1 protein-coding gene is annotated in these 24,044 nt (G+C 44.6%); it reads right to left on the bottom strand.

Annotated features, from left to right (window positions below):
- A complete protein-coding gene (locus QUB61_RS07430) occupies positions 1-24,018 on the bottom strand; it encodes an SDR family NAD(P)-dependent oxidoreductase (RefSeq protein ID WP_333125617.1) in 24,018 nt (8,005 codons plus the stop codon).
- Positions 24,019-24,044: the final 26 nt, after the last annotated feature.

Below are 24,044 nucleotides of genomic sequence, written 5' to 3'. Positions count from 1 at the left end.
TCAATTAAGTAATTTAAGAAATGTATCCGAAAGTCCTTTTTCAGAATACAGTATTTCACAAAATTTAATAATCGTCTGGCGTGACTTCTCTTCCGAGAACATTGTCATGTGACTGGACGAATCAACATCAATAATTTGCATATTCGGCAAGTTCTTTTTCCACTGTTGCGAAGCAGCTAAGTGATCGATTGTGGCAAATTTTTCTCTGTCCTCTGGTGTCGCAAAATAATATGGAGCCCGATCGCCCAACATGGATCCGTTCTTGTTGCGGAAATAATAGCAGTTAACCGCGTTGGTATCGGGCAGCGACATAAAAGTAAAGGGATCGGTTTGATAAAATTCATCTAGGGTTGTTGTTTGTTCGAGGCTGGCACGTATTTCCGTCTCTGTTTTCACCAACCCTCGTTTTTTAGCCAAGGCGATCAGTTGAGTTAAATATTCGTCGTCACTTAGGCTTGCATCCAGTTCATCTGAATTAATAAGCATTTCCTGCACGGTTTTTTCTGATTCCTGCCATGCAGATAAGGTCAAGGCTCGGTTCAAGGCAATCAGATAGTTTGTTTTGCGTGAGTATTTATCCATGTCACCAGGGTTATACTGTAACGTATCTACCATCACAATGCTCTCAACACTCTCTCCCAATTCCTGTAATTGACGGGTTGCTTCATAAGCAAACATCCCACCCAAGGAATAGCCACCAAAATCGTAGGGACCCTCCGGCTGCACGGATCGTATGGCCTCAAGATAACGCTTCACCATGGGTTGTATATGAGAAGTAATCTGGGTTTTGTCGATCCAGCTCCAGGGCTGAATGCCATAGAAGGGGCGCTGGCTTTTTTCAGCAACGGGCTCGTAAACCTTAACGCCTGCGATCCCATGGAACCAGAAAACAGGTCTTCCCTTGGTACTCGAATTAAGTTGGATCAGCTCCGGGAAAAGAATGTCGTCTGACGAAAAGAAACCTACCACTTGCTGATTCGCCTGCTCTAGCTCGATTTGCGGCATATCTCTTTGCGATTTCAAATAGAGAAGCATATCCTGCATTGTTTGGCATTCCAGCAACTGCCCTAAGTTAACGCGAGCATCGATATTGGATTTTATTTGCTGGAAAATTTGCAGAAACATAATGGAATCAACCCCATATTGAACCAGTGGGGTATTGAGATTGATTTCTTCCGCCGTCAGCCCTAAGGTTAGAAGCATAATATCTATAAATGCGGCCTCTATGTTTTTGCCAGCGGGGCTTTGATCGCCAACGCTTTGAGAAAGCGGTTCTGTCTGAACCTCGGACTGAACTTGAAATGGAACTTTAACCTCAACTTTAGCCTCAACCCAGCAGCGCCGCTTGGCAAAGGGATAGGTTGGCAGAGAAATTATAGAAGCCTGACCTTTTTTATGCAGTGACTGCCAGGGAATTTTACCTCCTTTAACCCAGTAAAGTGCGATTTTTTCCAGGTTATTTTCGGCCAACAGCACTTTCATCATCGCCTCTCCAGATTTACCAGAAAGCAGATGCTTCACTTGTGAGTTATCTGCCTCCAGATCGCCCATAAACACCGGAATGGACGTGTCGATCACGGCATTTTGTTCTAAGCAATTCAAAGCCTCCTTGATTCCCTGGATCAATTCTTCTTGATTATTTACCAGAATTGCGATTCGATGTGTCATTGCCATACGCCCCACTTGGAGGGTATAAGCCATATTCTTTAAGGAAATTTGTGCATTGGATTGAACAAAATGGCTCATCTGTTGCAGAACCGCCTGAAGACGATCGCTACTTTTGGCGGAGAAAACCATCAGATTGCGATCGCCTCCGGCAGTGCGCTCCGCGCGATCGCCTGGAAAATCAATATCAGATGATAGCTTGTTCTTACCTAGAGAAGGAATATATTCTTCGATAATCAAATGTGCATTGGAACCCCCAGCACCAAAGGAGCTAACTGTTGCACGTCGGGGAAACTCCCGCTCCTGTCCATCAATATTTAATACCGGCCGTTGCCACGGTTGAAGTTTTTGTTGCAGATAAAAAGGCGATCTGTCGAAGCTTAAATTCGGATTAAGCGATTCTGCATTAATTGACGGTACAAGCTGTTGATGCTGAATCTGTAAAATTACTTTTGTCAGTTGGGATATTCCAGAAGCCGCCTCTGCATGACCTATATTTGATTTTACCGAACCAATCGCACAAAAGCCCTGATCCTGAGTGAATTTTTGAAAAGCTTTATTGAGGGCATTGACTTCAATCGGGTCTCCCAGGGGAGACCCATTAGCCGCCGATTCAATATAAGTAATCGTGCGTGGGTCGATGCCAGATTTACGGAAGTTATCTTCAATTAACTGGGTTTGTGCATTTGGGTTCGGCACATGAAATCCGTGAGTATGCCCGCCATGATTGGTACTAATGGATTTAATAACTGCCAAAATGGAATCCCCATCTTCTATGGCATTGGCAAGGGGCTTTAACAATACCGCACCAACACCTTCTCCGGGAATATAACCATCCCCCTCGCCAAAGCTTTTGCTGGTATTTTGCCGACTAATCATTTGGCTCAGGCTTAAGCCAATGTATTTGTTGGGATGAATCGAAAGATTCACGCCCCCAGCGATCGCCATCTGACATTCACCTTTAAGCAGACTGTCACAAGCCAACTGTATGGCGATTAATGAAGAGGAACACATTGTATCAATCGCCATACTAGGTCCATGAAAATCAAAAAAGTAAGACACACGATTGGCGATCGCGCTATAAGAAGATAAGGAAAGGATTGACTCTTGTATGGGGTCAGCAGCTAATGCTTGATACTGCTGGTACATCGCCCCGATATAAACCCCCACTTTATTCTTGTGTTGCTCCTGCATTCTTTCCGGTGTATATCCCGAACGTTCCACCAGATCCCAGACTGTTTCCAGGAAAAGGCGTTCATTGGGGTTCATTAACTGAGCTTCACGAGGGGAAATATTGAAAAACAGAGCGTCAAATTTGTCTATGTTGTCCAAGAAACCGCCCCACTTGCTATACGTCTTACTGGAATTAGAAGGCTCAAGATCAAAATACAAGTTGTAATCCCAGCGACTCTTGGGAATTTCAGTAATACAGTTTTTACCCTGAGATAAATTTTCCCAGAATGTTTCCAGGTCTGGAGATAGGGGATAACGTCCAGAAACACCGATAATGGCGATATCCTGCGTTTGTGCAACAGGTAATGGCGATAAGCTTGGCGTATGAACCAAAAAGCGAGATTGTTGATTTACCTTGGGACTAACTTCATCGACGAAAGCCGAGGGATGATTTTCAGGTGTCTTTGCCTGATTTAAACCAAGGACTACCTGAAGTCTTTCTATATGAGACGCGACAAAATACTGGTTTATTTCATCAATCGTTGGATACTCAAAAAAGAGGGTTTTTGATAAAGAACCAAAAACTTTTTCCAACTGATTGGTTAATTGCATAATCACAACAGAATCGATGCCGTATGTCTCCAGCAATTCGTCGTTTTGAATTCGATGAGCAGGTATTTTTAATATAGACGAGATTAAGTTTTTGAAATAATCAACTGACCTGGACTCAAACTCCTTTGCATGAATGCCGACCTGTTCAATATCGATTTGAGATGGCAGAACTAATGGACGTGGCTGCTGGGAAATTTGCAGGCGTTCCATATCTCCGGTCACAACCATGATTTGGCTTTGTCCTGAAGAAAGACCTTGAATCAGGGCTTGAATTCCCAGTTCTGTCTGCATTGGCACCAGTCCCGAATTTTGCAGAATGGTCTTTTCACTCTGTGGATTGATTTGCATCCCGCCCTCTTGCCACAGCGGCCAATTAATGGCAAGGGTTTGTCCAACACGTTCTTTTACAGCAACCAAGTCATTACGATAATGGGCATAAGCATCCATGAACGCATTGGCGCAGGCATAATCTACCTGTCCCACGTTGCCGTTATTGCCTGCCAGAGAAGAAAATAAAATGAAAAAGTCGAGATTTAAGTCTTTAGTCGCCTCATCCAAATGAATCACGCCATCGACTTTAGGCGCAAGCACCGATTGAAACTCACTCGCTGTTTTCTTGATCGTAAAATTATCCCGAATAATACCGGCGCTATGCAAAATACCTTTAAGCGATCCGATATTGTTTTCGATGTCTTCAATTAAGCGTTCTATTTCCTGCTTCTGACTGACATCAATCTGCCGATAGTCTACTTTAGCCCCCAAAGATTCCAGTTCTTGCATCTGCTCACGCCGACGCTCATCCAACACAGATATTCCGGTTAGAATTAGAGAAACTTCCCTTGTTTGCTGTGCAATATGTTTGGCGAAAATGAATCCCAGTCCACCTAGTCCGCCTGTAATCAGGTAAACACCGCCTTCCTGCCAGGGAATTTGCATGGACTGTTCTGAAACCGACAGTTGTTGCCATGAAATAATCTCGCGTCTTTCTTGTTGATAGCGGATAAAAGTATCTTCAGGGCAATGACTGTTTCGTTGAATTTTATCAATCAGAGCTAACTGGGTTTCATTGGACTCTACAACGATAAGTTGCCCCAGAATCGCTGGGTTTTCCAAGTGAGCCGTTTTGAGCAATCCAGTAAGCGCACTAAAGAGATACGTTGCTCCTGAAGAAGGTATTACAATCTGAATCAACGTCGCCCCTATGCTTTTTTCTTGGAGTACCGCTTTTACTTGCTCAAAGACCTGAACCGTAATTTCTTGAAAGCGTTCTGCCAGTGTTTTTACTTGAGTTGTCAAATGAATACACACTGCGCCTTCAATTTGAGATGTAATTAGGCGATTGCCAAACCATTCCATTTCACACAAAATTACAATGCGTTGAGCATATTTAGATTTTTTGTCTTCAGTTAATGCTTTTTCTTTCCAAATAGGAAAGCCTACCCAAGTTGTAATCGATTTGCTTTCTTCTATCGCCAGAGTACGAGTAGAAAATCCTTTGATCCGAACGCAAATATTACCGCTTTCATCACACAGATCGATATCAATTTTGGTTACGCTATAATTTGAGTTTTGTCTGCTGGCGGAATTGCGATCGGAATAGCGTATCCAAGCCCACATCGTCTCTTGACATTTTCTAATGATTTCCAGCCTGTCTAAGCCAAAGGGAACTGAAACCTGCCCAGACTCAAATGCAGGTTGTCCAACCGTCAATCCAATACAAGCTTGAAAGGCTGAATCTATAATACTGGGGTGAAGAACAAATTCACTATTAGTATCAGCAATAACAGCAGGTAACTTGAGTTTTGCTAAAACTTCGCAGCCACTGATTTGGCTAGGACTAACATAGATATCTTCTATGCTTTGTTGACCCTTACCATATTCAATCCCCATTGTTTTAAAAGCATCATAACATTGCTGTTTAGAGAATTTTTTCTGATTTATCTTCTCTTGCAAGGCTGATAGATCCAAAGCCGGAACTTCGCAAATCTTACTGAAAGTTACGACACCTTGACTATGGACAATAACTTTATTTTCTGCGGCTGTGTTTGAATAAACTTGATAACCAATTTCTTCAAAACTAACCTCGCCGTTATTGTTGAAGCTAGTATTTTTTTCCTGAGTATCTTCAAAGGTCACTGGAAAAATCTTGATATGAATGGTTTGGGTTTGACTGTTGAAAGTAAAGGGCTTTGCCCAAATAATGTTTTTAAGTTGAATATAAGTTTTTTCTAGGTTTGTTGAGCAGTTTGGTAACGCTAACTCTACCGCTAATCGTGCCATTTCCAGATAGGCGACACCGGGTAACACCTTGTCTCCGTTTATCAGATGATCTGCCAGAAAAAACTCCTGTCCGCTAAATGTTGAGGTAAAACGTTGTTCTGCAAGATTGGAAGTATTTTTATGCACTAGAGGATGAATCATCTCTTTACTTTGATGATTAGCCACTAACGCAGTAGAAGCGAGTGACAGATCGATCGCTTTTACCCAATAGCGTTCCCGCGCAAAAGGATAGGTTGGCAAGTGAAGACGAGGCGGTTTCTGTTCGCCATATAACTTGTTCCAGTCAAAAACAAAGCCTTTGACCCAAAGTTCTAAAATTTTGCCATACTTGCGTTTGTGAATCCAGGTATCAATAGTTTCTGTGAAGTCTTCATCACTGGCAAGTATAGATATGGCATCCTTATTGCGTTTTACCTGTCCCCGATAGAGGTCTTCAATATCGCTTCGTCCATCCAAGAAGCCCTGAAGTTTTTCACTTAGTTCTGTAAGGGAGGCTACAATCAGTCCCAGACGCTCTTCCATTGCTTCGCGCCCAACCTGGAGAGTATAAGCGATAGCTTGCAGGCGTTCTGATTGTGTTCTGCCCCGATCTGCCACACTGCAATCTCTTGCGTAAGAGCACAAGTTTTTGGCAAGTTCCCTGAGTCGGTCTTCATCTCTGGCAGAAACAACAATCAAGCAGTCGCTATTTACTTCTTCTTCACCAGCCCGAGTCGCCAGATCCATTTCCTCATCATTAATATATTCTTCGATAATAACATGAGCATTAGCACCACCAGCACCAAAGGATGATATTCCAGCAATTCGCGGATACACCTTGGTTTCCCCGTTGATCTTCAGCACTGGTCTTTGCCAGGGTTCAAGAGTTTGCTGCACAACAAAGGGCGTATCAGCAAAATTGATATGGGGGTTTAGCTGCTGGGAATGCAAAGAAGGCACTAATTGGCGATGCTTCAATTGCAGCAATACCTTGGTTAAACCAGCAATACCCGCCGCGCTTTCAGTGTGGCCAATATTTGATTTAACCGAACCTATGGCGCAAAATTGCTTATCCTCACTATGGCCAAAGGCTTTACTCAAGCCAGTAATTTCAATCGGATCGCCTAATACCGTACCCGTGCCATGAGCCTCCAGATAACTAACTGTTCTGGGGTTAACACCAGCTCGTGCCAGGGCTTCCTGAATCAACTGAGATTGCGCTATTGGATTAGGCACGGTATAACCATTGGTTTTTCCGCCTGCATTGATCATACTGCCTTTAATAATGCCGTAGATAGCGTCCCCGTCTTGCTCCGCTTTCGCCAAGGGTTTTAAGACCACCGCCCCCACGCCTTCCCCATCGACAAAGCCATCGGCCCGATCACCAAAGGACTTACACTCGTTGCTTGAAGAAAGCATCATCATGGCGCTGAGACTCAAATATTGAATCGGGTCGAGAATCAAGTTCACACCACCGACAATCGCGCATTCGCTGGTGCCACTATGCAAACTCTCTACTGCCAAATGTAGTGCTGTTAGTGATGACGAACAGGCCGTATCCACTGACAGGCTCGGTCCTTGAAAGTTAAACAGGTAGGAAACCCGATTGGCCATCGACCAGTCGCTGGGCTGACGTGGGTAAGTGCTATTCATTACCCCAACAAAAACCCCTACTTTGCGGGTGTTACAGAGCGTTGCAGGTGTATAACCCGCATCTTCAATAGAGTTATAGGCAGACTGCAAAAATAGTCTTTCTTGAGGATCCATGCGCTCGGCTTCTCTCGCCGATAATTGGAAAAATAAAGGGTCAAATTTATCTACATCGTCAATAAAGCCTCCCCACTTAGTGTAGAGCTTTCCTTCTTTACCTTTTTCTGCATCAAAATATTGCTTCCAGTCCCAACGCTCTTGGGGAATTTCGGTGATACAGTTTTTACCGGCTTTTAAATTCTGCCAAAAATCATTGATATTATCAGCCTGGGGGTAACGTCCGCTCAGTCCGATAATGGCGATATCCTGATTAGATGTCGATCCATTTTCTGGTGCTTTAGCCAAAGCATTAAACCGTTGGGCAGTTCTAAAATCCGGTTTCAGTAAGGGGCGATTTTCCCCGTTTGTTTGTCTTTCGGTTTTGGATACCTCAATTGCTGTACTTTGTGCGATCGCTGTTTCAGCGATAAGCCGCTTTTCCAGCCCAAGCAAGGCTACAAATTCCTCGGACTGACTTTCAAGTAAATAATCAACAACACCATCAATCGTTTGTACTTCAAAAAATAATGTGTTGCTGATATTTTTAAATGCTTTACGTAAAGTACTGGTCAATTGAACCACTAAAATCGAATCCAGACCATATGTTTCTAAGGGTTGTGCAGAGTCGATCTGGTCAGTTGAAAGTTGCAACGTCGAGGCAACCAGTTTTTTGATGTAAACCTTAGCTTTCTCACGTAGGGTTTCAGCGTTTGCTGTCAGATTAGATTTAGCTAGAGGCTGTGTCTGCTGGATTTCTTTTTCCTTCACCTCTAAGCTTTGCTTCGTGGGTGCAGACGGCAGCAATGGTGATGCCTGACGATGAGACCTTTGCCTAACAATACCATCGCTTTGGGCGATAATAATCTGCTGACCAAAATCATGTGCAGATTTCGCTGAAAACAACGCCGGAAAAGTAACAGGACTAAAGCCCTCCTCTGTCAAAACATCCACCCAACTTGCCGAACTTAATGCCGGACTTCCAGTCATTCGCAAAGCCGCATCCTCATACAGCCACCAACCTTCTAACAAACCAAAGGTTAAATGGGAAAATAAGGACTTAGTACTCATTTCATTCAAGAAAATCAAGCCATGTTTACGTAAGCTTGCTTTCGCATTACGCAAAGTATTGCGAATATTTTTGGTAGCGTGTAGTACATTGGCCGCAATCACCAAATCGTAGTGATTAGCCTGTATACCCTGTTCAGCGAGAGGTTTTTCTACATCAAAAATCTGCGTCACAATATACGGGTGTTCAGGGGCATACTCTCGCAAACCATGTTGTAAAAATGCTTTGGAAATATCTGTGTAACAATACTCTACGATATTATGATCAAATGGGCGGAGTTGTGCCAGTAACCCGGCGGTGGTTCCACCTGTTCCGGCACCGATTTCAAGTATCCGGATTTGCGTCATGGGGGCTTGCGCTAATCGTGATTGAATATAAGCCACCACACTATTTTGAAGCGTTTGATTATAAAAATCGGCAACCACGTTACCTTTATAAATATTCTCTACCAGTTCAATAGAGGAATTGGGGAAGATAACATTGGTTGCCTGTTGTTTTCCTGTAAGAATTTCGGGCAAGGGGCGCAAACACGCTTCTACCAGCGTCACTAGTGCCTTTTGATTGCTATCTTCTAGCCAGAGAATTTTTACCCTATCCCACTCTTGCCATAAGTATGCCAGATCAACAGATGACAGTTTATGCCTATAACTCTGTCCATCATATTCAAGATATCCTTTTGTCTGCAAGACTGCCAAGCTTTCTTCCAGCCATCGCTCATAGAGAGGAGCGATCGCTAAAACATTTGGTTCGGAACGCCCTTTGAATAAGCCTAATGACTGCAAAGTAGCCAAAAGTAATTTGGCCAACATTTCTTCCATTGTCGTGGCTTGTTCAGCAGCCTCCGCCTTGATATCGATCGCAGGCAGGGGCTGTTGCAGAAGATATTTTTGCAAACTGTCAATACAGGAAGGAAGCTCGTCTTGATAAGTTGCGATCCATTCCTCGAAGTGTTGATTCTCTGAGGGCTGAGTGTTGCTCGCTGAGGGTAATTGTTTGAACAATGCCAACTGATTCAGTGGCGATCGCAGGAGGCTTTCTATGGCTGCCATACCCTCTTGTGGCTCTATTGACCCCACTCCTGCCCGCGCCATGCGATCGCGATATGCGTTTGTTGCCACAATACCGACACTACCCCAATAGCCCCAGTTGATGATTTTGACCTGGCAAGACCACTCCTGTGCCAGAAGGCTGGCAAAAGCATCTTTAAAAGTACATCCGGCCGCATAATTACTTTGCCCCGGCATTTTCGCAACGGACTGAATAGAAGAGAAAAACAGGACAAAATCTAGTGCTTCTTGGGCGAATACCTGCGCCAGACGCACACTCACATCGACTTTAACCCTCAGCCCGGCTTGGAATTGCTGTTCATCCATTTTAGCCAGACTTTTATCTGCCAGGACAATTGCCGAATGAATGACACCATGAATATTACCATAGCTGCGTTTAATTTCCTGATACGCTTTTTGTAAAGCTTCTAAGTCGCTAGCATCGGCTTCGATATAGCTTGGTGGAGTGCCGAGTTTTGATAAAGCGTCTAGTTTTTCCTGAATGGAAGCATCTTTTTTTCTTCTGCCGATCCAGATAATCTTCGCTTGATATTGCTCAATCATCCACCGACTCCAGGCTTCGCCAATACCACCCGCGCCGCCAATCACCACATAGACCCCCTGTGAACGGTAGCAGGGTTGTGATGAACTATCAGTTTCAAAAACAGGCACCAACGCTTGTTTAAACCACTCGTTTGCCCGATAGGCGACTGCATCCCCATTTTCATCCGCAGGTAATGCCAGCATCTCGTGAACAGGCCAATCCCGATCTGCCTCCATATCCAACAAGCGGATTTTCCAATGCGGATATTCCTTAGCAAGTGAACCGATTAGTCCATGTACACTGGCATGAGTGGGGTTGATAACATCCTTTTTGCGTACCGCTTGTGTTTGCGTGGTGATGACTGTCCAGTGCAGCACTTTATCGCCGTAACCGAATGCCAGCAGCATTTTAAGCAGACGAAAGAGATAAAGCACCCCTTGGTTTTGTTCGCTAATTAGTGATTCTTGCCTGACGGAGATTAGGGGCCGATCTGGCGCTATCCAGATAATCTGCACTACATTCGTTTGAGAGGATAAGGCCTCAAGTTGGCGGCTTATCTCCTCAAACTCATTTTCCGACAACCACAAAGCATCAGGATAAATCTGCCTAATGGCAACTTTTTGCTGTTCGCTGCCACCGATAATAATCACGCGATCGCGTTCGCGGAGCGTCCCGGAGGGAACTAGCGCTCCTGCAAGCAGTTCGCTAGAAGCATCGTGCTGGACTTCTGTTTGCTTGGCTGAGATGACATTCCATACCGGGTTGAGCAGGGTTAAACTGGCATCTGGCGCTACTAATGCCCTATCCAGCACTCGCGAAGAAAACCCCCGCATACTAACGCAAATCTGCCCCCGATCATCGCATAAATCAATATCAAGTTTTTGAATCTCTGCGTTGCTGTGGTCGGATTCACGAATCCAAGACCAGCTAGGCATTAACCCTCCATCGCATATTTCCAGTGCTTCCAGCGCATAGGGCAAGGAGGGTTTGGGGTGAGAGGAAACGTCACCATTTATACCCAATCCCAGGGAAGCCTGCAAGGCAGAATCCATCAAACTCGGATGCAAAACAAATTGATTCGCCGTGTTTGCAACAGAGGGAGGAAGACGCAGTTTTGCTAGTACCTGTTGATTTCCTATATAGACAGTATCAATGCCCTGATGCCCTGGACCATATTTAATCCCGACAGATTCAAAGACCTGATAACATTGAGCCGCAGAAAGATGGGTTTGTTGACACTGGCTTTGTAAATTCGCCACATCTAAAGCTTGCCTTTTGTCTAAAAAGCAAAGCTCGATACTGCCTTGGCAATGTAAGACAGTATTTGCCTCGTCGTTGTTTTCTTGTATGTCTGCATTAGTATAAATTTCAAAGCTAATGGTTGTGCCATCTTCCACATGCAAAATGGTATGCACTGTGAGTGGCGAATTCCCGACAACAATTGCTCTGAGCCAAACGATATTAGAAAAACGTAAATCACACTCCGACCTTTGCGTATCCACAGCCAGGGTGACTGCCATGCGAACCATTTCCAGATAAGCAACCCCCGGTAGAATCCGTTGCCCTTGCACCAGATGGTCCGCTAGGAAGAATTCTTTACCGCTAAAGCTTGAGCTAAAGCGTTGTTTGAGAAAATTTGAGGTATTTTGGTGGATGAGGGGATGTAATTGGACAGTGCTTTGCTCTTCTGGCAAAGTCAAATTTTTGGGTTTGGGATTAAGTGCTGTTTCAATCCAGTATTTTTTTTGTTCAAAGGGATAGGTTGGTAGGGTAACGCGATAGGGTTTTGGTTCGCGGTAAAGTTTGCTCCAATCAACCGCTAATCCCTGACTCCAAAGTTCCACTAACTTGGCGAATTTTCGGCGTTGAATCCATTTTTCTATCGCTTCCTGAAGTTCATCATCGTCAGCAAATAAAGCCAGTGATTTTTTATTTCCTTTTACCTGCCCGCGATACATATCTTCCATGCCGGTTTCTCGCGCAACAAAGCCGTTAAGCTTTTGTTTTAGCTCCTCCAGGGAACGGACAATTAGCCCTAAACGTTCTTCCATTGCCTCACGCCCCACCTGGAGAGTATAGGCGATGTCGCGTAGTTTTAAATTTGCTCCTAGTTTTGAAGTCAGGTAATCATGTAAATTTTTGGCAGCAGAGTAGAGACTATCTTCATTTTTCGCTGATAGTATAATGATTTGGGTCTCGTCGCCAAGCGCTGCTGCAAGCAGTTCGCATTCTCTGGTTTCTTCAACGTACTCCTCCACAATCAGATGGGCATTCGACCCACCAGCACCAAAGGAAGAAATTCCCGCCCTTCTGGGATATTCTTTGGTTTCACCGTTGATATCAATTAGCGGCCTTTTCCAGGATGAGAGTGTTTGTTGCAACACAAAGGGGGTTTTGGCAAAATTGATATTGCTGTTTAATTCAGTGGCATGAAGACTTGGTACAATTTGCCCGTGTTTCAGTTGCAGGATAATTTTAGTCAGCCCTGCAATACCTGCGGCTGCTTCCAGATGACCTAAATTGGATTTAGCCGAACCCAATGCACAGAAATTAGTAGCGGTAGTATGTTTCTGAAAAGCCTTGGTCAAGCCGCTGATTTCGATAGGATCGCCTAGTTCAGTTCCCGTCCCATGCGCCTCAATATAACTGAGTGTGCGTGCATCCACCCCGGCTTTGTCCAAAGTTTCCTCAATTAGTTCTGCTTGTGCATTCGGATTAGGTGTTGTATAGCCATTGGTTTTGCCGCCGTGATTCACACTCGATCCACGAATGACTGCATAGATATGATCGCGATCGCTAATTGCTTGGGTGAGTGGCTTAAGCAATACCGCGCCTACTCCTTCACCTGGCACAAAACCGTTACCGCCTTCGCCAAAGCTTTTACATTTCCCATCCTGAGATAGCATATGGGCTGCACACATCTGCACATAGGAAGACGGATGAAGGTATAAGTTCACACCACCAGCAATAGCCAATTCACACTCCCCACGACGTATATGTTCGCAGGCTTCGTGAATCGCCGTTAACGAAGAGGAACACATAGTATCTATCGGTAAGCTTGGGCCGCGCAGGTTTAAAATATAAGAAATGCGATTTGCCACTGAGCTAAAAGATGTATGCGGGTAGACAATTTCACCACGCTGCCATAGCTCTGGTCCATATAAACTAAAACCTGTTTTGGTAATACCAACAAATACCCCGACTCGTTGTCGAAACTGATCTCGCAGTGTTTCTCTAGTGTAGCCTGCATCTTCTATCGCCTCCCAAGCACTTTGCAGAAACAGGCGCTCCTGCGGATCAATACCAATGGCTTCGCGGGGAGAAATTGAAAAGAACAGCGGATCAAAGTCGGCAAAACCGTTAATAAAACTTCCCCATTTACTGTAACTCTTACCCTGAGCAATAGCCTCTTCGAGATTCTCATGATAAAAGCCTTCCAGAGACCAGCGTTCTGGAGGGATTTCGGTCACACAGTCCTTACCTGATTGCAAATTTTCCCAGTAAGCTTGCGGCGTGTTGGCTTGAGCATATCGGCCAGCCAGTCCGATAATCGCAATCGGTTCGTATTCCAACGGTGTCAATGTATTTACAGAAAAACCTGATGATGACTTAGGCTCAGGAGCAATTTTGGACTCTGAAGCGATTTTAGGCTCTGAAGTTGTTGATTTGCCAGTTGTGGAGTCAACAGCCAAGCCAGTCCAGGTTATACATTCTTGTCTATACTCTGTCGTTAAATAACTTGCCAGTTCTCCCAGCGTCTGATATTCATACAGCAAAGTTTTGGAGATTTCACCAAAAATTGCTTCCAAACGATGATTCATTTGGAAAATAATCATTGAGTCAATTCCATAGCTCTCCAGCGGTTCTTCTGTCTCAATTCGATCTGCGGATAATTTGATAATGCCACCAAAAAGACTTTTACACTCGTGCAATGTCTTAGCCAGGAGGCGTTTCTCATCCACCACAAAACTTGAAGATGAAGATTCATGGCGATGGGTTTCTGTTGATGCAGCAAACAACCCTTGTCGGATTTTGGTAAGATTGCCTTCCACCACCATGACCTGGTTCGATTTTAAACTCAGCGCACGAAACAGAGCTTCTACTCCAATGTCGGTTTGCAGCGATCTTATACCTGAATTTTCCTCCAACGCTTTCAGCGTCTGCTCATCTACACGCATACCGCCTTCTTGCCAAAGCGGCCAGTTAATAGAAAGGCTGCGACCAAAGCGTTTATTTGACACAAACAGAGCATGACGATAATCGGCATAGGCATCCATAAAGGCATTGGCCGCAGCGTAGTCTGCCTGACCAGCATTACCCAGCGCTGCGACACCAGAGGAAAACAAGATCAAGAAATCCAGGTTTATTTCCTTGCTTGCCTGATCCAAATACACTGTGCCGCACACTTTGGGAGCCAGTACCTGTTGAAACTGCACAGCCGTTTTTTTAATAATAAAGCTGTCGTGAATCAGGCCAGCAGTATGTAAAATCCCATCAAGTTTAGCAAAGTCGCTTAGGATACCCTGGATCAGGTCATCCACTTGTTTCTGTTGGCTGACATCGGTCTGTCGATATTCGATCCGCGCACCCAATAGTTGGGCTTCTTGTTGCAATTGATACTGTTTTTCCTGACTTAAGTGGGAGCGACCTGACAGAATGATGGTTGGGCTTTTGACACGACGAGCAATTTCCCTCGCAAAAATCAAACCTAAGCCACCAACGCCACCGGTAATTAAATATACCCCCCCTTCTTTCCAAGGGATATGAGCGACTTTTTCCCCTGAAAAAGGAAGTTCTTCCCAGGAAATCACCTCACGTTGCCCATAGCGGTATCTCACCTGAACATCTTCTGGCAACTGGCTATTTTCCTGCACTCGCTTAATCAGTTGATCGTAAGTATCATGGGAATCGATTTCAATCAGTTGCCCGATGATTTTGGGATTTTCCAAATGGGCAGTTTTCAGCAACGCCGAAAGACCTTGAAACAGGGGACTTGTGGCTTTAGCATCGTCTTTCCCTGGACCGGGAATTATAATCTGCACAAATACCTTGCCCTTTGGTTTGTTTTCGAGAATCTCTTTTAGATGTGTAAAAACCTGTTCGCAAACGGACTGATAACTTAGCGCCAAATCTTCACCTTGAGCCTGAAGTGCATGACAAACGCCACATTTAGATAAACAGTCTTGTAAACCCGGAGGTGGATCCATTTCACAAAACAGAATCAGGTGTTGGCTATAATCCAGGGAAGCAAGAGTAACTGAGTTGGACTTGCCAGTGGCTGCTTTTTCTTTCCAGATCGGCTGACACATTAATAAGCCGACAGCTTTATCGGCTGGCGGGAGAGATGGCGACGATGTATCAGGTACAGGCAAAGGCTGAACAGATGCAGGAGGAATCCAGTAACTTTCACGAGCAAAGGGATAGCTTGGCAAGCTGATACGCCGGGGTAACGTTCCGCGATAAAGTTGACCCCAGTTCACAGACAACCCTTTTACCCACAGCTTTAAAATTTTTGCAAATTTCCTATGTTCAATCCACTTTGCTAGAATTTCCTGTAAATCATCATCGGACTCAAAAGCCTCTAAGGTATCCTTATTTCCTTTAGTGCTGCCCTGGTATAAGTCTTGATTTTCTCCTTGGGTGCTAGTAAAAATGGCGAGCTTTTCTTCAAGTTCCTCAATGGAGGAAGCCAGGAAGCCCAAACGATATTCCATCTCCTCACGTCCTATCTGGAGCGTATAGGCGATATCACAAAGACGCAAGTCTCTCTGGGAGGATTTACGGCTGGCAATGAGAAAGTCATGCAAATTCTTGGCAATCTCAACCAGACGCTGTTGATTTTTTGCTGATAAAACAATTAATGAGGCGTCGTCGCTGTCTAGTTCAGCGACTGGCTTGGCAACATATTCTTCTAAAACAAGATGTACATTACTACCGCCAATCCCAAAACTACTCACCCCTGCACGTCGGGGTATGGGGTTTTGAGCCTTATCATGTAAAGCAGCCCAGGCTTGAGTGTCCTTGGCTAGATAAAAGGGACTACCAGCCAATTGTAAGTAAGGGTTTGGCTCCTGAAGATGACTATTACCAGGAATGATGCGATGCTTCATCATCAATAGGACTTTCAGAACACCTGAAATTCCCGCAGCGGCTTCTAAATGTCCGATATTGGTTTTCACCGAGCCTATAGCACAATGAGGCTTGTCAGCAGGGGATCTGCCGTTTTGTTGATAAAGCTGGGCAAAGGCGCTTTTCAGACCATTAAATTCAATCGGATCGCCAAGGGGGGTTCCTGTGCCGTGGGCTTCAATATAACCCACGGTTTCAGGGCCTACCCCTGCCTGAGTATAAGCCGAAATTAGTAACTCCTGCTGCGCTACCGGATTAGGTGCTGTGGGCGAAGTCGCTCTCCCACCGTGATTTTCTGCTGAACCGCGAATAACTCCGTAGATAGAGTCATTGTCTTCTATGGCTTTTGCCAGGGGTTTTAACAAAATAGCGCCAACGCCCTCACCTCTGACATAACCATTGGCGCTTTTATCAAAGGTCTTGCAACGTCCGTCTTCACTCAACATACCGCCTTGAGCCGCCGCAATTACCAATTGTGGGTTGGCAATAATATTTACACCTCCAGCCACTGCCATCTCACAGCTTCCCTGGCGAATGCTTTCTATGGCACGATGAATAGCAACTAAGGAACTGGAACAAGCGGTATCTATCGCCTCGCTGGGACCGCGAAAATTCAGTAAGTAAGAAACACGGTTGGCCAGCATAAATGGAAACATTCCATAATATTCTTGGGAATTTTCCTTAATCTTGGCCTGCTGCATTAAATCTTTATAATCTGTGGTAGTTACCCCCACATAAACAGCGGTTTTGCTACCAGACAGATCACTTGAGCGATAGCCTGCATCTTCAATCGTCGCCCAAACTGTTTCCAAAAAGAGACGAAATTGAGGGTCCATTAACTCGGCTTCTACCGGGGAAATACCAAAAAATAAAGGATCGAAGCGATCGATATCAGTAATAAAACCGCCCCATTTAATCTTGGTCTTGCCGCTTTCGTTTTGGTCGTCACTGTAGTAATCTCGCCAATTCCAACGGTCTTTGGGTATTTCGCTGATTAAATCGCGGTTTGCCTCTAGATTATGCCAAAACTCCCTCAGATTTTCTGCTCCAGGAAATTTGCCACTCATACCAATAATGGCGAGCGCGTCAGTTTTAGCCTGATGCTCTGGGATTCTCTTCTCTTGAGTAGAGTTTGAGTGAATAGGTGCAGCTGGTAAAGGCACAAAGGGCTGGCTTTTACTAATCTGCTCTGCTGAGACTTGGGTTTGAGCTTGGCTTGGCAAAGCAGCTTTTTTTGAGAGTTTGTATTTTTTCAGCAAAGCTTCCTGATGGTTCTCTAGCAGCGAGTTGGCAAGCGATCGCACACTGGAATACTCAAAAAAGAGCGTAGGCATTAATTCCAAGCCATACATTTCGTTTAAATAATTGGTAAAACTGGTAAAGCTAATGGAATCAAAACCATAGTTGGAAAACTCGGATTCAATGTCGATTTCTTCGGGCTTAACTTTTTGTAAGCGACAGATAAATGCAGCCAAATCCTTATGTAGTAACCGCGTCAGGGATGCCCGTTGGTTTTGCTCATCCTGATTTTTCTGAACCAATGGCTCGGTTTCATCTGCTTGAACCTGGTGCTGACTTTCCGCCCCTTGCGAGGACGACAACAAACGGGAGCGGATTTTTTCGGTTTCGCCCTGAGCTACGAAAATCTGGTTAAATTCAGAAGATAAAGCCAACTCAAATGCGTTTAACCCTGCATCGGTTGTCAACGCCATCATGCCAGTATTTTTCTGCATCAGAGTTTCATTCTGTGCATCCACTCCCATGCCTCCGTCTCTCCATAGAGGCCAATTTATGGCAATTGTTTTACCAAAACACTTCCCTGCTTGGACACGGAGATTCCGCGCCTCGGCAAAGCTGTCCAGAAAAGCATTCGCTGTTGCATAATCGACCTGGCCAATACTGCCAAAAACCCCTGCGATTGAAGAAAATAACACTATAAAACTCAGTGGAATATCTCGACAGGCTTCCTCTATCGCTAAAATTCCCGCTACTTTAGGGCGCAATACGGTGATAAATTCTTCACTCGTTTTATTAAGGATATAGGCATCCTGGTTTAGTCCAGCACTATGAATGATGCCATTTAATTTGCCATATTTTTTCTGAATACTTTGGACAAGGGCTGCCACTGCTTTTTTATCGCTGATATCGCAACTTAGATAGCTAATCTCGGCATCCGCCTGCTGAAGTTCGTGCAACACTTTTGCTCTTGCTGCATTTAAGGGAGAACGCCCACTCAAAATTAGCTTTAAGCCTTTTGTCTGACTAAGGTGTTTGACAAAAATTTGCCCTAACCCGCCCAGTCCACCAGTAATCCAAACCACATCACCTTCATGTAATAAATCGTTGAAAACAGGCTTTTCATGGCTGTTGTCAAAGTCGGATATTTCATTTAGCTTTTTAGTCTTTCTAGTTCCACTTTGGGTATAACAGACTTCTACATCCGCTGCCGCCAGTTCCATTTCCGCCGCGACAAGTTCAGCAAAGCCTTCTGTTTTATCATCAACCGCGTAACGAATCAATTTGCCTGTTATTTTGGCATTTTCAAATCTCGCTGTTTTTAGCATGGTGACCAAACCAGCGTGAAGATAAGTGGTTTCGTTTTCAGGAACAAGTATAACAATTGGCTGGATAAGTTTAGGCTTTTCTGCGATGCAGGTTTTGATACGCTGAAAAACCCGCAGGTAGTTCGCCTGAACAATTTCGGCGATATCTGCGTCCACTGATGCTAGAGTTTCAATATTTGCTGTCGGCCATCTTTGGCTCAATACGTTGTTAAGCTCTGGATTTTCTTGAGTAAGAATAAAAATGGGCGCTGCTGCTGTTGTTTGTGGCAAGTGCTTGTCAGCAGACAAGGCGCTTTCCTGCCATTGAGTGGTTGCATAGATCGTATTGCTTTGTGCAATAGTTTTTTCTGTGTTTTTTTCGCTATTCCCAAGACCTTGTAATCCACCTTGAATAGAAGCGGTAAAGCCTTTAAATGAAACAATACTTTCTCCCTTTTCGTCCACTAGCTCAATATCGTGCTTGTTGGCGGAACTCAAGCTGATATATGCATAGACCCGCTCAGGCATTTCCTGATATATCCAAAGCTTGTCCAAGACAAAAGGCATGGGCAGATGTTCCCGCTGTCCATTCAGCAAAGAAAAGACAACACTGCTGAGGATAGCGCCATTCATCATACTTGGGTGAAGCGTATAATCTGCACGTCCCGATCGCATAAAATCGGGTAATTGCAGTAAAGCCAAGGCTTCATTTTGATTGTGCCACAATTTTTTGATTGTCAGTAGGCTGATGCCGTGGGTGGATTGTAGCAGTCGATCGCAATCGGCAGTTTCTACGCTGGACGGACAGCGGGATAGAATATCTTGAATATTAAGTCTGGCAGGTGTGGGTGGGTAAGACGCCTGGTCAACAACAAGTTGACCCTGAAAATGGATGTTCTCTAGCGCAGCCCCATTTCCTGTTGTTATACTAAAACGATGGCGATCGTCTTGCTGATGCAACTGAACAGATACATCCCGATCTTGCCCAGCGATGAGAAGAAGCTGGCTCCAAACAATATTTTTCAGTCCCAGAATTTTCTGCCCAGTGCTAAACTGACCAGCAGCACGAGCCATTTCCAGGTAAGCCACGCCCAACATGACTTTCTGGTGATCTCGCAGAAAAAATTCTTCTCCGGTGAATCGGCTGATAAAGCGATCGCCCGCTGAGTCATCTGTGCGGACTTGTTGATGCAATAAGGGGTGCAGCAGAGGAGGCAATGTCGCTTCTTGAGAGCGGAAGAGACGAGAAGAAAAACCTCTCATCAGCACACAAATTTTGCCACTGTCATCGCACAGATCTAAATCAAATTTTTGAATCGGGATGCCCGGTTTATTGTTGCCGGCATAGCGTATCCAAACCCACATGGATGTGCTGCATTTCGCTTTTATTTCTAACGTTTCTAAAGCATAAGGTAAAGAAGTCTTTTGTTCTGAGCCGGATGTCTGCGTGCCAAGAGCAAAACCAATTGCCGCCTGCAACGCTGAATCAAGCAGACTGGGATGGAGTATAAATTGTTGATAATTGTCCAAAACAGAAGCTGGCAGGCTGAGTTCTGCCAATATCTGATCATTGCCAACATGGACTGCTGCTATGCCTTGATGCCCTTCGCGGTAATCAATGCCCATAGCCATAAAAGCTTGATAACACTGCTCTGGTGTGAAATGGTTTCGATCGGTTTTTCGGTGCAAATCGTCAAGATCCAGGTAACTTTCACTATCTGTTCTCTTGAAAATGGCAATGCCTTGGCAGTGAACGGTGCGGTTTTGCCGATCAGCAAAGCGATCGCTAGAGTCATGTTCGTCCCCAGTGTAAATTTCAAAACTGACTTGTGAATTTTGTTTGGCAAACAAGCCAATATGAACTGGGTTTTCTGTGCCATCAATGACCAGCGGTTGTTGCCAAATAACGTTCTTGAATCCTATTGTGCTAGAATCTCCTGTTGAAGTTGCCAGCGCAACAGCAGCTCGCGCCATTTCCAAATAAGCAACACCTGGCAGAATTTTTTGGGACTGCACCCGATGATCGGCGAGAAAAAATTCTTCACCACTAAAAGTAGAACTGAAACGCTGTTGACTAAGTGTAGAGGTATTGCGGTGCAACAAGGGGTGAAGGGCAGCAAAGAGCGGCGCAGTTTTAACTTTCATCGGCACCCAATGACGCACTTTTGCAAAAGGGTAAGTCGGTAAACTGACGCGGCCTGGTTTTGCTAAAGAACTCTCCAACTCATAAAGGTAGTCCCAATTCAAAGGTATACCTTGAATCCATGCCTGTGCAATTTTATCGAGTCTGCCCTCAAGCATCCACTGTTGTAACACTGCTTCGCTATTCTCGCCTTGGCGGGAATTTTTTTGCTGTTTAACCTGTTTGTTGTGCCAACTATTTTCCTTGCTACTATCACCATCCAAAAAGGCTTTGAGATTTTCAATTAACTGCTGTTTGCGATCGACAAGAAAAATCAGCCGTGTTTCCATTGCTTTTCGGCCTACCTGCAAGGTGTAGGCTATGTCACGAAGCAGCGCAGTTTTCTGCTCCCCGAAACTTTCGGTATTAGAGACTAGATATTGATAGAGGTTTTGTGCTGCTTCTTTGAGACGCTCCTCATTTTTAGCGGATAGCGGAATCAGCACAGGCATACTTTTCTCTACATCCTCTATAGGCTGCACTGAAACGGCTTCGCTTTGCTCGGCAATATATTCTTCCAGAATCACATGAGCATTTGACCCGGTTGCACCGAACGAGCTTAAGCCTGCCCGCCGTGGGTGGCGTGATGTCCCCTCCCAGTGCTGGGTTAGATGCTGAACATAAAAGGGCGATGTCTGCAAATCAAGGTGAGGATTAATTTCTTGGGAGTGTAGTGACGGAACCAGTGTTTTATAGTGCAGTTGCAAGGCTACTTTGCTCAAACCACTGATGCCAGAAGCCGACTCGGTATGGCCAATATTGGATTTAACAGAGCCAATAGCACAAAATTGTGTATCGTTAGTGTAGGTTTTAAAAGCCTTGCTTAAGCCCTGGATCTCGATAGGATCACCAAGGGAAGTGCCGGTGCCATGTGCTTCGACATAGCTAATCGTTCGTGGGTTAATGCCGGTTTTTTCTAGGCATTGTAAAATCATATCACCCTGCGCCACCGGATTCGGCACGCTGATTCCGGATACTTTGCCCACATGATTTATCGTGCTGCCTTTTATCACCGCATAAATATGATCCCGATCTTGAATAGCCAGTGCCAAAGGTTTCAAAACAACAGCACCCACTCCTTCACCGGAAACATAACCATCCCCACCGCTGCCAAAAGTTCGACAACGCCCGTCGCTGGAATACATATCCAGCAAACCATAGGTGATATATTTATTCGGGTGCAATGACAGGTTTACTCCTCCGGCTAGTGCGATATCACTTTCTCCGTGTCTAATACTTTCCAAAGCCAGGTGTAAGGCGGTAAGTGAGGATGAACACACGGTATCGATGACCATAGAGGGTCCATGAAAATCACAAAAATAGGAAACCCGGTTGGCGATCGGCGCATAGTTTAATGACAAAAGAAACTGCTCTCCACGGTCAATAGCCTCTGTGCCAAGAAAGATATAATCTTTATGCATCACGCCGACAAACACACCAACACTTTGCTGACGATGTTTCGCTTGCTGCCGAGATACTAGTGTTTCGGGCGTATAGCCAGCATCTTCAATGCATTCCCAGCAGGTTTGCAAAAACAGGCGTTCCTGCGGATCTAAGACTTCGGCTTCCCGTGGAGAAATCCGAAAAAACTGATGATCGAAGCAATCGGGGTCTTGTATAAACCCCCCCCATTTTGACACGCTTTTACCCGACGGTGATTTGAGTTCGGCAAGGCTGCGCCAGTCCCATCGCTCTTTGGGTATTTCGCTAATACAGTCTTTGCCTGCGATTAAATTTTGCCAGAATTCATTGATATTGTTGGCACTGGGATACCGCCCTGCTATGCCGATAATGGCAATATCGCCCTCATGTTTAGAGGGTGTTTTAATAACATTGGCTTGTACTGGATTAGCACTCAGTTCATTGGTAAAGCTTTTATTTGTAAAATTCTCATTTATTAAGTGAGTAGCCAACTCCTCAATGTTTGTGTATTCAAATAACAGAGTGGGAATTAATTTAACAGCGAATTTTTCCTCTAATGCTGTGACTACTTGCAACAGCATTGCCGAATTCATACCGAGTTCATAATAACTAGCATTAGTATCTATTTGATCTGGCGCACATTCTAAATATGAGGCAATGATTTGTTTTAGCAAGTCTTCCATGCTTTCAAAGGCCTCAGATTTGTCTATCTGAGATGAGCTTGCTTGTGGTTGGCTAGATTTTTCCTCATTCAGCTTGGGCGCTTGCACATCGTCTGATTTTTTTAGACTCGGATTAATAAAAGCGGACTCTCGAACCAGCTTATTAACAAAGTTTTTTAATTCCGCAATTTTTTTACCAGAGTCGTTAAAAAACTCTAAGTCTATATAAATCATATCTTTTTTTCGTTTTACCGATGCTGTCTTCACCCTAACAATGCACTTTTGCCGGAACAACGAGTAAGCACGAAAACTTTCATAGAATAAGGGTATAAACAAGCGATCTTCACCTTCAACCAGCGTAGCAAACAAATTTGATGAACCTACGCCGCTACCATCTATAAGGGTGGGGTGAAACATAAAATCAGCAGCAGTAGAAGCGGCTGCTGCTGGCAAAGAAACCTCTACAATTTGTGCGTCATCCAGGGTGTAAACTGTTCCTTCTGCCTTCATCATTCCCGAATGAATTAAACCCTGGAAACTGCACTGTGTATAGATATCATGCAAGCTGATTTGTGTTTTACTGGCGGTTTGGAGAGCTTGAAAATCTAGATAGTCTTCAAAAACTGGCGCTTCACTGCAATGATGCATTTCTGCCTTGATATAAAGTAGTGACTCTGTAGCCACCTGGCGATCGCATTGCTGCCAGTCTTGCAATTGGATCGACCACAGCCCTTTAGATACTTCATCTACTTGTAGTAGAAGCTTAATACTCGTACCTTTGTCAACTATCAAGGGACGATAAATGGACAAGTTACGAAGCTCCAACGCCTCGAAACCATGCCCCTGTTCCCGAAAAAATTGGTACAACAAATCAATATAAGCTAATCCTGGTAATAACGCCTGACCATAGGCTTGATGGTTTTTAATGATGGGATGGCTTGCACTAATAATAAGTTCTTTTTTCACTTTATTTATCCTGTTTCATTATGTAA

The organism is Microcoleus sp. C2D2 (assembly GCF_036702495.1).
Lineage (GTDB): Bacteria > Cyanobacteriota > Cyanobacteriia > Cyanobacteriales > Microcoleaceae > Microcoleus.
This window is presented reverse-complemented; position numbering and strand designations above follow the sequence as displayed.